We start from the raw sequence: 17,217 nt of genomic DNA, 5'->3' as shown, positions 1-17,217 counted from the left end.
GCGGACATGGTACAGCCCTGCCGAGCTATAATCGGTCAGCCAGTTGAACGTGCCGGTTTCGGCGTCGAAGGTGGCGCCGTCCGGAAGCCCCTCGACCGTGTAGCTGAGACTTGCCCGCATCGAGCCTGCGTAATCCAGCAGTGAACCGTCCGCCGCACGTTCCGGCAAGACGTAGCCGGGATTGTCGGGGTCAAAGCCGTTGGTGCGGAATTCAAGCTGTTGGCCCTCCGTCACCGTCCAGTTGTCAAAGCCTTGCAGGACCGGCGCGCCATTGGCGTTCTCGACCGTGATATCCAGCGTCACGCGTGTCGTGGCACTGCCGTTCGAGACATCAACGGGGATGTGATACGCGCCCGCCTGCGTGTAGCGCGGCGTCCATTCGAATATGCCGGTTTTCGGATCCAGATGGGCATCGGCAGGCAGCAGCGGCGAGGTAAAGGTCAAGGGTGCATCGCGCGCGTCGGCCCCGACGATCTGCACCCGCAGCGGATCGCCCTCGCGCAGGGTTTCGGGCACCGGCGTGGCCACCTTTGGCGCGAAGACGCCCGGCGTGACCACCAGATTGAAGCTTTGCCGGGTCGAGAGGGTGCCATCGGTGGCCCCGATCACCACGCCATTGTATTGGCCGGCCTGCCCCGGTTGCGGCTGCCAGACCAGATCCTGTGTCGCATGATCGACATAGGCACCGGGCGGCAGGTTGTCGGCGAAGATGGCCACCGCATCGGAATCGGCGTCATCATAAAGATAAGGCAGCCGCAGAACCTCGCCCTCGGCAATCTGGATCTGCGCTGCTGGCGCTTGCAGCACCGGCGCATGGTTGGCTCCGGCGACGGAGATCTGCCAGTTCAGCTCGTCAAACGCGCCCTGCGCGTCATAGACCTGCAAGGTCACATCGACGTCGGCCGGCGTGGCCGCGTCAGGTGTCCAGGCAACCGCGCCGGTGACCGGGTCGACGGTCATGCCCGCAGGCCCAGAGACCAGGGTGTAGCCCAGTTGGGCACTGTCGATATCCGTGGCGATCGGCTGAAACAGGTATGGCACGCCAACCTGCGCGCTATTCGGTCCGACGTCACCAAAGACCGGCGCGGCGTTGACCCCCGGCAGCAGCCGCACACCATGCCGGAAAATGGCGCGTTGCGCGTCGTCCAGCAGAAGCGACACGGCCAGCGCCTCGGTGCTTTCGCCGGGCGCCAGTTCGGCATCGGGGCCGATCTGCCCCGAAAGATCGACCAGCCAGATATCGCCGCTTTGCGTGCCCACCAGCGGGGTGCCATCGCCGGTGATATCGGCGGGGTCGAGGGTCAGCCGGATCGGGCCGCGCAACGGTTTGACCCCGATATTCTCGACCGTCACCGCATAGGTCACGACACCTGTCTGCCGATCGTAGCGGGTATCGCGGAACGAGATCTTCACATCGGCTGTAACATCGTTCAGCCGGGTGAAATTGACGGTTGTCAAAGCGCCCAGGCTTTGGCCCCGGCTGCTTTGCAGCGTGTCCAGAACGTTGAACGCATAGATGCCCAGCGGCAGGCTCTCGAAGCTGGCAGTCACCGTCCGTGTCGCGGCGTCCCAAGAGAGGCCAGTGACGGGCCGAATGTCACCGTTCTGATCGACCAACGCGTAATTGGCCGGGTTCAGGACAGAGCCTGCGCCTTCGGTTGCCATGTCATCGTCGAACTGAACCGAGAAGGTGGCGATCGGATGCGAGAAGGTCGCGCCGTCCTGCACGGATGTTGCCACGACGGCAGGGGTGCGCAGCGGCTGCAAGGTGTCGATCCCGGTGCTGTGCGCCACGAGGATGCGCCCGTCCGATAGCGTGGTAATGCCCTCGCCACGGGTCTGCCCGGCGGCAATCGACACCACGTCGTAGGAGGCCAGATCGACGGCAAACAGCCGCGCCACGCCGCCTTCGCCCACCGAGGTCGCTAGCGCCAGCCCCTCAAATTCGGTACCCGCGCGCCCGAAGGTCAGGCTGTCAAGCGGCGCGCCGGTTGCAGCGATCAGCGTTGCCGTGCCATCGCTGTCATAGCGCAGGATGTTGCCCCGGTCGGGCCAGCCAGTGGCCCAGAGCGCGCCATCTGGCGCAATCGCCAGATCGCCCACCCGGCCCGTCGCAAAGGTGGTGAAGGTTTCGCTGACAGGATCGAATTGCGCGATACCGTCATTGGTGGTCACAAAGATCTGCCCGCTGCCGTCCACAACGACCGACTGGCCGATACCTGCGCCAAACCGGTTCAGGATCTCGCCCGTGGTCGGATCGAGTTCCAGCAGCGCACCACCGCCGGAGGTGGCCCAAAGCCTGCCATCAGGCGCCTGCGCCAAGTCGTAGACCGGGGCTTCCAGACGGGCCAGCGGCTCGCCACTGCCAGCGCCGGTGCTGTCGACCTTGTAAAGCCAGGCGCGGTCGGGACCGGCCGAATAAAGGATGGATCCATCGTCAAGTTCGGCGAGGGCCAAGACACCAACCCCGCCCTGCCCGCCCGCGTCGTAGCCGGCAAAGGCCGCCAACGAAAAAGGTGCGATCACGCCGGTATAGACCGATGGGCGGGCCGCCGAGGGCGAGCCGGGCACCGCATCGAGCGCTGCGATGAAAAGCGCGTTGCCCGGATCAGCTGCTGGCGCTGTCGCCGGTGCTGCGGGTGCCGCCGCCACCGTCTGGGCAATATCGTCGGCAACGCCGAAATCGGGCGCAGGCGCAACCGCCCTCACCCCGGCGGGTGCAGTCTCGATATTGCCCGCCTTGTCGGTGCTCAGAACCAGGAATTCAGGGGTCTCGCCCCCCGTCCCATGCCAGACATAGCTGCGCGTGGTCAGATCGCTCGCGACCACCTCGAAGGCGCCGCCGCCGCGCGAAACGTAGATGGTCGATGTCGCAGCACCCGATCCGGCGTCGGTCACGCTCCAGTCGATGCGCATGTCATCGGTGCCGGCAATCGGCGTGACGCTTGCGCTGGTCTGCGGTCCGGCCAGATCGAGCCGATAGGTGAAATCGCCGGTATCCTGTGGGGCGCTGACATCGGACAGGATGGTCGCGCTGGCCGTGACCGTAACACCGTCCACCGCATCATCGGCCGGGTAGATCGAATAATATACCTGACCCGTTTCGCCCGGCCGCAGCAGGCCCTCAAGGTTGTCGCCCTCCATCACCTCGCCAGTGGCGGGATCAATGGCCTGCAAGCGCCATGTCGCGGTCTGCGAGGCGATGTCGACACCGGCAGACACCCGCAACACGAAGCCGCGACTTCCCGACAGGTCGATATCGGTCTGATAAACGGGCCGTCCGGCCGGAACCTTGACGTCCAGATCGCCCAGCCTGATCCCGCCCAGCCGGAAACTGCGCGCATCAAGCGATCGGTCCAGCCGCGTCACGATCTGCAGATCATGCGAGGATTGCGGCGAAGCGGAATCGAGCGAAAATCCGATTTCGTGGGGCAGCGCGACACCGCCCGGCACCCAGTCGCCACCGGTGGCCACCACCGGGCCGCGCAGGTAGGACGCGCCTTTTGCGGCAGCGACATCGGTCAGGCGGCCAAGATTGAGGGCGACCAGCGCGCTGGTTGTCGCGTCAGAGCCGAAGTCAGGAAGGTTGACAGCCCCATCGCCGACCCAGGGCGCGTAAATATTGAACGCGGTAAAGCTGGTGGCGTGCGACAGGCCCAGATCGAAGCTGGCCGGATCGGGCAAGGCCGGCACTGGCACATCGAACGGAATACCAAACGGCGGCGCGCGCAGGTCCTGCCGCGCCACGGGGGCAACCTCGCCCGTAGTCGAACTGCCATACCACTCGCGCACCTTGGCATAGAACGACACCAGATCGCCGCTGGTGCGAATTTCATCGCCGGCCGGGCCCAACACCAGCCCTTGCGATAGCGTGGCCACAAGACCGGCAACGCGGGTCTGTTCATAGACAGGCGGGGCCGCGGCCTCGTCCCGCAACAGCCCCGCATCCATCAGCGCCTTGAGGAATCCGCCGGTCCAGCCTTCGGCATCGGCGGCCAGGGTCTGCAGGGCAGGCGCGGCATCGGGATCGGCCAGCACCGCCTGGCGCAACGTTTCGGCATCGGCCGTCTGTGCGGCAATGAACTCGTCCCGCGTCATGGGGGTTGCCGCCGCCATCACGTTGAACTGGAACGGTAGGTACCACGGCAGATCGCCCGACACGACCTTGAAGCTCGGATCGGTCATGATCTGGTAAAGCAGCGGATCGACGGCCTGCAGATCCTCGACGCCGCCGGCCAGCGCATCGGCTTCTGCCAACGCGGGATCATGATCGTAAAGGGCCGCGCGCAGCGCGTCGAAGTCACGGTCGATCAAGGCCTGCAGACCGGGATAGGTCTGCACCGAGAAGTTGAGTTGCGCCGTGTCCTTGGCCGCCAGATCAACCGCGTAGCCCGGCGCCAGAAGCCGGCCCGCAAGATTGACCTCTGCCTGCGCACCGGTCAGCCCCAGCCCGTCCGTCGCGGCATCCGACCCACCACCGACATTGGTCGAGAATGACAGGTAAGGCAGGCCGTAAACCATGTCGCTCGTGCCCATCTCGGGCGCACCGAAGGTGAAATACACATAAGGTGTGTCGACATTGGTCAGGCTGTCGAGCACCACCGCGTACTGACCCGCCTGCCCCGCCGCGACCACCCGCGGCCCGCTGAGGCCGACCGACACATCCTGCGGCAGCGTGTCTTCCACCAGATAGCGGTACGGGTCGATCGCCTGTTCGCCATCGGCGTTGATCACGACGACGTCGTAAAGCCCGTGCGGCGCACCGGCGAGGTCGAAGATCGCGATCATCCGGGTGGCGTCGATCCGCTTGACCGATACCGGCAGGAACTCGGCAATGCCGGGGCGCGACAGCTTGGCAATTGCACCCTCCTTGATCCCCGCACCGTCGATCGTCATCGTCACGAAGCGCGCCGAGCCGCCGGTATCCGGCGTGACAGACGTGATCTGGAACGGCATCAAATCGGCCACCAGCCGATAGGGCGCATCGGAGGGCGCGGTTCCCGGATCGATGCGCAGGCGGATGAAATATTCCCCCGGCTCGGTGGAGGAGACGACCGCCACCTGTTCGGCCCCGAAGGGCGTTGTCGCGGCCACATCATAAACCGACTGTGTCGGCATGTTGGCGGCGCGGACGAACACCTCGCGTAGCGCCTGCGGATCCCCGCCACTCAGCCGCACGCGCAAGGTTTCGCCCGCTGGAACATCCAGCCGATAAACGTATTCGCCCGCCTCCGGCACGGTAAACTCTGCCGCCTCGTTCAGCGTCAGCACCGGGGAGGTCAGGGTGATGGCGTTTTGCGAGGCCAGTTCGTTATTGGCCTCGCCCGCGCCCTCGGGCACGTCATTGCGCGCGTCGTTGCGCAGGATCACCCGCCATGCCCCGTCAGCAACGACAGGCAACTTGGTGGTCAGTGTACCGGCGTAGCTTTGACCACTGGCCAGCCCGCCCGCGTGTTGGAACCGGCCCAGGTAGATGTCGCCGATGTCCCACGTGCCGTCTTGCGACAGGTAAACCGCGTCGGACCATGCACCTTCCGCTTTTGCCACCGGCGCGGCATTGGTGACAGTCCAATCGACGGTGATCGATCCACCTTGCATGTCGCCGCCCGTCACCGTCAGGTTCGAGGCCACAAGATCGGTCGGCGGGTTCTGTTCGATCAACAGCGGCTGGGCGCTGCTGGTGATGTTGTCCTCCAGCGCACCACCGCCTTCGAAAACCGTGCCCGCCGGGCGCGCGGCCGAAGTCTGATCGCTGAGCACGAAGACGTAATAGCTGCCAGAGATGCCCTTGGGCAGTTTGACCGTGGCAGAGCTTTGTCGGCTGGTCCCGGCTTCAAGCGGCGCGATCTGGTCCACAAAACCAAGGTAGAAATCGCGTTTCGGATCAAGCGTTTCATCGCGAGACAGGTAGATCAGGTCGCGCCAGCCGTCGCTGGTATCACGCTGGCCGAGGTTCTGGGTTACATAGCTGAGGTCAAACGGCTGGCCGGTCACCGCGCGTTGCGGAATGGTCAGCGTCGTAACCGCCAGATCGGCCAGCGGCCCCGCCGCGACCGAAACGACGCCGCTGGTGCGGTTGTTGCCTTCTCCAGCGAATTCAGGGACCAGATCCTTGGCCGTTCCCAGTCCGGGCAGGCCGGTGCGCACGGTCGATCCCTGGTAGACGTTGCCGTTGCTGAACCGGCTGTCAGTCTCGACAATCACGTGAAAATCGCCCGAGATCCCCTGCGGCAGATCCACCAGCGCCTGCGTCATGTAGCTTTCGCCGATCCCCAGCGCGCCGCTGCGATCGAAGCTGCCCAGCAGATAATCCTGCGAGTCCAAAGAGCCGTCGCGCGACAGGAACACCCGGTCGGTCCAACGGCTCTCGCGTGTGGCCCTGCTGCCGGAATTGGTGACGGTAAAGACGATGTTGAGGCTGTCGCCGCTCGTCGCCGCATCGGGCAGGACAAGATCGGAGACGACAAGATCGGGCTCGGCATAGGTCACTTGCGTCACGCCACGGCCGAAATTGCCTGTCGGGTCATCGGGGTTTTCAGCCACGCTGCGCGCGTAGCCATCGCGCACGGTCGCCGCATCCCCCTTGAAGGTTTCGGAGAGCGGCAGGTTGCCATAGGCGTCGGTATCGGTAGCGACATGGATGTAATAGACGCCGTCAAAGCCCGCCGGAATCGTCACTTCGGTACTGGCAGAATAAAGTCCGCCCGCCGCCAGCCCGTCGGCGTTGGAATGGATGACACTGGCCAAATAGGTGGCGCGGCTGCGGTCGAACGTCTTGTCGCGCGAAATCCAGACCGAATCCCGCCAATAGGCGGTGCCATCCCAGACGGCGGCGCCAACGTTCTCTACCGTCCAGTTGACCGTCGCCGTCTCGCCCGACAGGTTGCCGGTGCTGGCCGACACGTCGATCACCCGCAAATCTGCAAGTTCCGCGGTCACGTCGGCGTTGCCGCTGGCGATGTTGTTGTCCTCGTTCTCTTCGACAACAGCCTGATGCCCGTGGACCGAGGCATCGGTGATGACGTAAAGGTATTGCCCGGTCGCAGTCGGCGGCAGATCAAAGCTGGCCGACGCGGTGTAGCTTTCACCTGCGCCCAATCCGGCCTCGCGGCGGACATCACCCAGCGACCACAGCGTTGCGCCAGCTGCCCCCCATTCCGCCTGGTCCGAAAGGTACACCCGGTCGACCCAGCCGCCATCGGTGCCGACAAGGCCGTCATTGCTGACCGTCCAAGACACATCCAGCGATGCGGCCCCGGCGACAACCGGGCCGGCGCTGGTCACGTCGCTGACCACCAGATCGGGGCGGACAGGCTCGTAGCCCAGAATATCGATCGCCCTGCCCTTGTAGTTGTTGTTGTCGATCTCGTTGGGGTCGTCAGGGTTGATGTTGATCGCCAGCGTATCTTCCAGCACCGCATCGTAACTGTCGGACCACGGAGTGATGTAATATTTGCCGGAAGGCAGGTCCGGCGGGATGGTGACCTGCATCACCACGTCATAGCTTTCGCCCACCGCCAGCATGCCCTGATGGGTTACGGTGGCCAGCAGGCGCGCCGAGTTGCCTTTCAGAAAATCGGCCCCCGCGACATCGGCAAAGGCGGCGGTGTTGGGCCGCCGCGGATCGCGGGCGATCCAGATCGTATCGCGCCATGTATCGTCCAGCGTGGCGCCGACACCGTTGTTGGTCACGGTGTAACGCACCTCGATCTGCGAGCCGTACACCGCTTGCGACGGCGCAACCACGCCAGAGGTGACAAGATCGGGCCGCGGCAGACCTTCAACGTTGAACCGCTGCGCGACGACGTTGTCACCCTCGAACGGATACTCGTCAACCGACCCACTACTGTCGGCCGCAACCAGAACATAGGCGTCGCCCGACCAGCGCAGCGGGACCGTTCCGATATCGCTGGTCACCGAATAACGCTCGCCATTTGCCAGCGACGTGGGGTTGCCGGCGCGCGAGATCAGGATGTCGTCAGGGCTCAGCTTGTCATCAAGCGACAGATAGACGCTATCCTGCCACGTGCCGGTGGCAGCGACGCTTCCCTGGTTGACGATCTCGAACGTCGCCTGGATCCCGGCACCCGCCGATACCGTCGGCGCCACGACGATCGAGGCAACGCCAAGATCGGGCCGCGGGTTCAGCGAGATGGTGATGGGGCGGTCATCGGCGGTGGTGTTATTGTCTGCCGCTGCCCCGTTTTCATAGATACCACGGTCGGCGTTGGTCACCACCGTCAAACGGTAGGCCCCTTGAATACGCGCCGGCAGGCGCACCCGCTCGGTGCGCTGGTAAGAGGCCCCGGGCGCCAGCGTCCGCGCCGTGGTGAAGCTGCCAAGCTGGATCGTCGGCAGGCCGGCATCGACAGGGACCAGCATGATCCTGTCGGTCCATTGCCCGTCGGCCAGCCCTGCCCCGTCGTTCAGGATGCGCCAGGCCACGTCAATCTCCTGGCCTTCATTGGCCGTGTCCAGCGTGGCGATATCGGCAACACGCAGATCGGGCGACGGGGCGAGGGTCACCGCCACCTCGCGCAGGGCCGAGACATTGTTGTCGGTATGGATGAATTCGTAGGGTCCGCCGGTTTCAACCCGGACGTAGAACGTCCCCTCCAACCCGTCGGGCACCGTGATGGTACCACTGCGCTGGTAAGTCTCGTTCACCGCAAGAACGCCAAGGTGCGTATAGGACTGGCTGGCCACCACGCCGCTGCCATCGGGATTGCGTGACAGGATGATCCGGTCGCTCCACTGCGCCTGATCGGTCAGGCCGATGCCATCATTCTGCACCACCCATTGCAAGGCCAGCTGTGTGCCGCTTTGTGCCGTCGCATCAGCGGCGATGGAGGTGACCTTCAGATCGGCGAACGGGGCGCGCGCGACATCGACCGGATCGGGTGCCGCCGCACGATTGTTTGCGGTCGAACCGTTTTCAAAGACCGCCCCGCCATAGTCGGCCACGACGTAAACGGTCAGCCTGTCGGAAAAACCGGGCGGCAGGTCAATCGCCTCGGACCGGCGATAGCTTTGGCCGCCGTCCAGCGCCCCGGCATGATCAAAGCTGCCAAGCAGAAAGTCGTCACCGTTGCCAAGAACGCCATCGCGCGAGGCATAGACGCGATCCTGCCAGCCGGTCTCGGACCCCCTCTCATTACGCAGGTTGCTGACAGTCCATGCCACGGTGATCGTCGCCGGATCAGCCACGGTCAGCGATGGCGCGGTCACGTCGCTGACGGCAAGATCGGCATAGGGCGCGATGGCGATGGTGAAATCTCGGCTTGCGACGTTGTTGTCCTCGCCCGCCTTTTCCACCACGGCATCGCCGGCGTCGGTGACGAATAAAAGCTGATAAGCGCCGTCTGCCGCCAAGGGCAGCGCGATATCGGTCTGAAAGCTTTGCGTTTGACCCGCCGCCAAGGACCCGGTCGTCTCTTCGGCCAGCAGGATATCACCGCTGTCGAGAGTGCCGTCACGCGAGAGATACACCCTGTCGACGCGGGAGTTGACGGCCTCGCCGGTGCCCCGGTTCTCGACCGTCCAGCTGAGCGTGACCAGATCGCCTGAACGCGCCGTGTCGGGCGCGGCGGCGTTGATGATCGTCAGATCGGGTGTGTCGAGGCCCAGCGAGACGTCATCAAGCAGGGTGTTGTTGGCCTCGCGCCCCTGCTCGTACACCTGCCCGGCGGCATCCGTGACGACAAGGAACGTCCATGTCCCGTCGGCAAGATCCGGCATGGTGAAATCAAGACTGGCATCATAGCTTGCGCCCACCGCGAGCGGCGCATTGCGAGTAACAACGCCAAGGTAACGCGCGCCGCTCAGGCTGCCGGTCTGGGTCAGGTAGACACGGTCCGAAAACGGGGCGCGGGCTTCGGCTTCGCCCTCGTTCTTGACTGTCCACCCGACGGTCACGGTCGTGCCGGGTGCGGCGCGCTCTGGCCCGACGATATCGGTCACGGCAAGATCGGCCGTCGGGCGGGCCGAGATCGTCATCGGCTCCAGCGCGGTGCGGCTGTTGTTGGTCTCGCCATCGCCCTCGGCCACATCATTGCCGATATCGGTCACGACGATCACGTAATAGCTGCCTGTCAGGCCGCCCGGCACATCGACCTGCGCCGTTGTGGTTACGCTTTCGCCGGGGCCAAGCGCCTGTCCCGCCGCCTGTTCGGTCAAGAGCAGGTCGCCCGAATCCAGCGTGCCATCGGCCGAAAGATAGACGCGGTCGGACCAGCCGCTGGCAGCCGCGGTTCCGGTATTGGCAACCCGCCAGCTGACGTCGATCCGGTCGCCCCAACTGGCCACGGTTGGCGCCGCCACCGCTTCGACCACAAGGTCGGCAGTGTTGGCCGGTGCAACGGTGACCGGCGTCGCTGCCGAAAGGTTGTTGGTGGTGTTACCGCCTTCTTCGACCGCGCCATCGCTGTTGGCCCGCACCGCGAGGTAGTAATCGCCATTCAGCGTGATCGGCAGCACCAGCGTGGCGCTTTCCTCGCGGCTGGCGCCAGCCGCAAGGCCTGCCACATCGACCAGCCCCAGCGTGATGTCATCGCTGTTGCCGAACTGGTTATCCCGGCTGAGGATGACCGCATCACGGCGCGCACCCGCATCGGCGGTGCCGCTATTGTCCACCACCCAGTGCAGGGTAACTGGTGCGCCCGCCTGCGCCGTCGAGGCAAGCACGGGCGCGGCCGCGCTCAAATCGGGATAGGCCTTTTCGGCCGAGGTGAAGGTCAGGACAGTGCGGTTGTTGGTTTCGGCATCGCCGGTGTCATTCACCTCGCGCAGCGCTCCGCCCACATCAAGCTGCACATCCACGCGCAGTGTTCCCGCGCCTTCCGCACCCTCTGGCAGTGCCAGCGTCAGGGTGCGCACCCGGCTTTCGCCCGGGCCCGGAAATCCGGCACTGCCGGGGACAAAGGTGATGTCCTTCGAAAAGACGTAATGGCGCGTCGTCTCGTTGTAGATGCGCACACGGTCAACCCAATCGCCGTAGGGACCGGCCGAACCATCATTGCGCACGGTCCATGTCAGCGTGACGGTGTCGCCGGCATGCGGATCGGTCGCGTCAACGGTCAGATCGGCCGGCACCAGATCGGCGGCCGAAGTGAGCGGCAGAACGGTGCTGTTATTGCTCTCGCCCGTGCCGTCCGAATTATTCTCGGTCACCACGGTATCGACATCGGCTGTCACGACGAAATTGAACTCTCCCGCGCCGTCGCTGCCTGCGGGCCAGTCGATGGTCGTGCTTTGCGTGCGGGTATCGCCAACCCCGAGCGGTGCCGACCCTGACGCCGAGACGGGCAACGAGACGAGCGCAAGCGTCTTGTTTCCTGCCGAGACGTTGACGACCCGCAGCTGGACCGCGAAGTCATTGGTCACCGGCGCGCCACCGGCATTGGTGACGTCCCAACTGACCGTTACCGGATCGCCCGCGGCATAGCCCGTCGCCGGTGTCGTCGTGACGTTTGCGATCACCAGATCGGGCAGCAGGTTGTTGTTCGAAAAGAATGCGAGGCTGGCACGAATGTTTTGCTCGCCGGCAAGGCCCGCATCGGTCTCGTCGGCGCTGTTGGTGATATCAACCTCGACCTCGGCAATCAGGTCGCCCGCGCCCAATGCGCCCGAGGGCAGCACGATGTTGACCGCGCGCGACAGCGTATCGCCGGGGGCGATGACGGCCCCGCCCGCCGTCACGCTCAGGCCTACGATCTCGCCGGTATCGGCGCGGCGCAGAACCACCCGATCGCGCCCGGCAGCGGCGGCGGCGCTGCCTTGATTGCGGAGCGTCCAGTGGACAGTGACAGGCCCGCCTGCGGTGATGGGTCCGGTGGCCGTTACAGCAAGTGTTTCGGGTACGAAGTCTGGTGCGGCGCGGGCCGCTGCCGAAACCGGGATGCGCGAGGGCAGCGGCACATCCAGCATGTTTGCGGTGAAGCTGATCCTGTCGGTCCTGTTGATCGGCCCTTCGAACAACAGCGCGTAAGTGCCGGTTTCCGGCAGGGTGATGATATTGCCCGTTGCGACGTTGGACTGAACGAAAACCTCTTTGCCAGAGGGCGCAACCAGCCGCATCGTCACGTAGTTCTGGCGGCCTTCAGGCAGGTCAAGCGTCACCCGCTGTCCGGCCGTGCCATCAATCCGGAACCCGCGCGTCAGGCTGGCCGGGTCAATCTCGATCTGCATCGGCTGGCCTTGCGTGGCCGGCGTCAGATCCGCAAATGACAGCAGCCGGAACGCCACCTCGGGCGTATCGTCCTTGGCATTGGTGACACGCAGCCGATAATCGCCAGCGGTCAGCAACACGCGCGACAGATCGCCGCCGTCGCGTGAAAACTGGCCCGACGCCACCGCCACGCCGTCGCCCGACAGGATCGTCCAGTAGAGGCCAGCGTCGTTCGTCAGGCTGTCGAAATAGACCTCGCCCTCTGCCGGCTGACGGAAAGTATAGACCAATGCACCCCCGGTTTCGGGAAGGTTTTCGCGCACCCTTTCGCCAAACGAGATGTCGCGCATGGATTGCGCGAAGGGGATCACCCGAACCCCGTAGTCCAGCCCGTCCGGACGCCCGCCGGGGGGAATGATGACCAGCGTATAGGTCCCCGAAACCTCGGGCTGGAAGGCCGAAAAATCGTCCAGCGACCGGTTCGCGACAATCCGGCCATCGGGGCCGATGACCCAGTAGCTGCCACCATAAGTGCTGGTCGAAAAAGACGTGATATCAACGACAAGCGGCTGGTTCTTCACAGCGTCGAAGGCAAAGAGACTGACATCGCTTGACGCGACCTGGGACACGCTGGCGATCTCGTTCAACCCGATCGGGCGGCTGGCCCCGACATCAAGCAGTCGGATGCTGAAGGGGGGCGCACTGAAAGTGTTGTAATGGATCGCAAGCTGGTACTCGCCCGCCTCCAGATGCACCAGCTTGTCGAGGGCGAAGTCCATCCGTGAATCGATCACCGCCCGGCCATCGGCACCAAGGATCTGCCAGGTCATGCCTGCCGAGGCATAGCGGGTGTCCAGATAAACCTGTTTCGCCTCGTCCAGCGTGAAGGCGTAGCGCGCGACAGAGCCCACCTGTGCAAGGCTCACCTCGGCCGGCGTGCCCAGCGTCAATGGCTGCGGCGCCCCATCGCGGCGCGTGACCGTCAGCGTGCGTGGCACGACGTTGCCGGCGCGCGGATCGATCACCAGCGTGTAGGACCCGGTGCGCAACGCATGATGCGACACCCCTTTGAGGTATGTGTCGTACTCGACGCGTCTGCCGTCAGGGTCCAGCAGCATCCAGTCCTGGTAGTCGCCGTCGCTGGACATCTCCAGATCGATCCAGTCGCCCGCCGTCGCGGCGATGTCGAAAACCTGCATGCCGTTGGCCGGGTCAAGCGGCACAACCTGTGGCACGTCCGGCACAAGCGACGGCGCCTCGGCCCGCGACACCAGCCGGAACGCGTAGCCGGCACTGGCCGTGGTCGCGGATATCCGCACCTCGTAATCGCCGGCAGGCAGCGCCGCTTGCCAGGCATCGCCGGCAGGCCCGGTCATTTTCAGCGGACCGGAAAGGGAGCTGTTCAGCGCGCGCGGTTCCACCACGCGACCCAGCGCATCGACGATCTCGATCGTAACACCCGCCACCGCCGTTTGCCCGTCGATCAGAAGCGCCTGCGCCGCGGCCAGCGTCAGCTGGTAGCTGGTCACCTCGCCCACGGCGCCCGTGGTGCCGCTGACCGTCTGGCCAAGGCTGATCGTGTCACCGCTCAGCACCGTCTCGGGCTGCGATCCGGTCTTGTGCATGACAAAGGCAAAGCTGGCGCTGGGGGCGGAGTTGCCGATCACACCGTTGATCAGGACGGTGTAATGCCCGTTGCGGCGCAGCAGGATGCCCGTCTGGTCGCGCAACGAATTGTCCGCGGCAACAAGCGTGCCCGCGTCATCATACATCTGGAAATAGAAAGAACCGCCCGAGGCGGCCAAGCGTGTCAGATCGACCAGATCGCCGCGGCTGCCGGTCCAGTCGAACAGGGCGGTCCCGCTGGACGGATCAAGCGTGACCAGATTGGTCGAAACGTTGTCGGTCAGGGGCGTGGCGGTGGCGAAATCCAGCAATCGGAACGTCTCGTCGCCCTTGTAGTCGGACGTGCCCTCCATCCGCAGCACGTAGTCTCCGGCGGACAGCGCGAAAACCTGCTCGCGGGCAGAGCCGGAAGTCAGCAGCGCGCGGTCCACCTGCCCTGCCTCGTCGGCGCGCCACAACGTCCATTGAGTGTGGCCGCTATTGGACAGGTAATCCATCATCAGCCGGGTGTCGGCCGCCAGCGTGAAGCTGTAATCCACCGCATCGCCGGGCACCGCAAAACTGGCGGTGGCGCTGTCCCCGATGGTCAGGGCCGCGGTCGCAACCTGCGTGGTCGAAAGGCGGAATTGCGGGGTAAAGGGCGCCGTTTCACCGGGGTTGCGATCATAGATCAGGGTATAATCGCCGGGCTTCCAGACGGTGCCGGACCAGTCGTAAGTGGCGATACCGTTGCTCACCAGCACGCCATCGGGATCCAGCAGCGCCCACCGCCCTTTGCCGTCGGTCACGATCTGATCGAGCACCACCGTGTCGCCAAACCCCAATGTCAGCTTGTAAAAGGTTGCCAGCGCGCTGTCGTCCAGCGCGATCGTGCTGCGCAGCGGTGCCTGTGTCGCCTCGGCCAGGTCGCGCAGCATGAAGCGATAGCTGGGCGTCGTTGTCCCGTCGGCGGTGACCACAAGGCGGTACTGGCCGGCATCCAGTGCAAAGGCCCGGCGGTCTGGCACATAGGCGCCAAATCTTTGATCGGCACCTGTATTGACAACCTGGCCGAGACTATCGACCACCTGCCAGCTGGCCGTGCCGTAGTCGAGCTGGTCGAGGAAAAGCTGCGTGCGGTGATCGAGGCTGAAGCTGTAGCTGGCCTGCTGATAAGGCACGTCGATGCTGCCCGCCACCTCCTGCCCGATCGTCAGCGTGCCCGTCTTGCGGCTGGCATCGCGCAGGACCATGTCATAGCTGATCGGCTGCGACTGGCCGTTGCGCGGATCGACGATCAGCAGGTAGCGCCCGCTGCGCGGGATATCGAACGCGGGGTTGCCGTTTTGCGGCGAGGCCGTTGACACGATCGTGCCATCCGGCCCGATCACCCGCGCTTGCGCCCCGTAATAGGTTGTATTGCCAGCAAATTCGGCCACTTCCAGCGTCAGGCGCTGGCCTGCTGTCGCATCGAAGCTGACGAGAAGTGCAGACCCGGCCGGATCGAGCGCGCCGGTCAACTGCTGGTCCAGCGTCACCGGAACGATCGGGCTGGCCCGCAACAGCCGGAAATCCATCGTGCCGGTATCTTCATAGACCGTGGAGATGCGCAGACGATAGCTGCCCGCCTCAAGATGATGCAGGGTGGCGTCGGGCGCTCCATAGGGCGCCTGCGCCGCAACGACCGTGCCATCGGCGTTCAGGATTTCGTAGCGGAACCGGCCCTGATCCAGATCCGAAGTCAGGTAGTCGAAGAAGACATCACCGCTGCTGGCAAGCGTGAAGAGATAGTCGCTCTGGTCATCCGGGGCGGCGATTGTCGTGCTTTGGACATCACCAAGGGTCAGCACGTGTTCGGGCACAGGCGCCAGCCGCAGTTGCAGGCTCATCTGCGTGAAACTGGACCCCGACGTGCGCGTGGCCTCCAGCCGGTAAGGCCCGTCCTCGGTCACGACAACCGCAACCGCATTGCTTGCGGCGTCCAGCGACGTCACGACCTTGCCCGTAGGCGAAATCAGCCGCCATTGACCATTATCGGTCCGGCCCACAGACACGCTGGCCGCGGTCGGATCCAGCACGATGCGGTCGCCCGATGTCAGATTCACCGTGAAATTCTGCGTGCGGCGGGTCGCGTCAAGCGCCGCGTCGACCGTATCCCCGGGGGCGATCGACGTGGCAGCGCCAGTATCGCTGAGCCTGACGCCAAAATCGCCCGCCGTCGCGTTGCGTGCCTTGACCAGCAGCGCATAATCCCCCGCCGCCAGCGTCACGACAGAGCGGGATAAATCGGACTGGCTGGCCGAGGACAGCGTCAGGCGCGTGCCATCCATCGCCTCGATCGAAAATTGCAGGTTGTTGTTGGTCAGCAGCGCATCCAGCGCCAGATCCGTCGCGCCAGTCAGGCTGAAATCAAACCGCTGCACCTCGCCCGCGCGCGTCAGGGTGCCTGTCAGTGCGGTATCCAGCGTGGCATTGCTGCGCGTCTCATCCGGGGCGGTGCCGGTAAAGGCGCCGGTCTGCGCCAGCGTGAAATCGTAATCCGCCGGTCCGCCACGCGATGTCACGACAAAGGCATAAGTGCCCGCTTTCAGAGAATAGTTGCGGACATCACTGGTGCGGTTCAGATACCCGGCAAGCTCGCCGTCAATTGTGCCCGACAGCGAACGCAACTCCCAGTTGACGCTGCCCGAATTGAGCGTGCCGGTCAGCGAGACATCCGCGTCAGCGCTCAGGCTAAAGACGTATGCATTTCGATCATTGGTACCGGTCAGCGATCCGCTGACGGTATCGCCGGGCGAATAGCCCTGCGTCGTCGATGTTGACAGCGCATAACGGAAACTGAAATCGACAGATGCAGAATTTCCAATATCACCTTCGGTCACCAGCGTGTAACGCCCGTCCTCGCTCAACGTGATATCTTCGTTGCCCAAAGAGTTGTGATAAGCCACCGCGTTGCCCGACGGATCGACCAGATACCAACTGCCAAGGTTGGTCTGCGCGCCCGAAGAAAACGCCAGCCGCAGCGTTTGCCCCGCCGCTGCATCGATGGCGAAACTGCGGCTTTCGCGCCCTGTGGGCAGGGATACCGCCACGTCCGTATCCGAGGCGATGACCGTCGCCTCAGACATATCATTGAGTTGGAATGAGTAATCGCCGGTCTGGCCGTCCTGCCCGGACACGCTGAGCGTGTAGCTGCCGCGCATCAAGTCCAGCGCGTACTGGCTTCGCCCCGGTCCGTCACTTTGAGAGAAGACAGCCCCAACCGTATTGCCGTCCGGTCCGGTCAGGGCCCAACTGAGATCGCTCTGGGTCAGCGCATCGAAACTGACCCGTGCCGGATCGGCCATGGCAATGACGTAGCGGTCGACTTCACCCGGAACAGAGATTGCTCCGGCAATCGGCATGAGATCGGCCGAGAGCAGGACCCTCGGTTCCAATGCCTCCAT

The 17,217-nt window shown here is 64.5% G+C and carries 1 protein-coding gene (running past one end of the window); it reads right to left on the bottom strand.

Going from position 1 to position 17,217, the window contains the following annotated elements:
* Window positions 1-17,217, bottom strand: the 5' portion of a protein-coding gene (locus tag GC146_RS11925) for a CARDB domain-containing protein (RefSeq protein ID WP_291838710.1). Its footprint begins 17,082 nt before the window's first position; 17,217 of the gene's 34,299 nt are visible here — the first part of the coding sequence; it begins with the start codon at window positions 17,215-17,217; its stop codon lies off the left edge, out of view.

The organism is Limimaricola sp., assembly GCF_016125575.1.
Classification (GTDB): Bacteria; Pseudomonadota; Alphaproteobacteria; order Rhodobacterales; family Rhodobacteraceae; genus WGLM01.
Note: the sequence above shows the minus strand (reverse complement) of the source record. Positions and strands in the feature narration are given on the sequence as shown.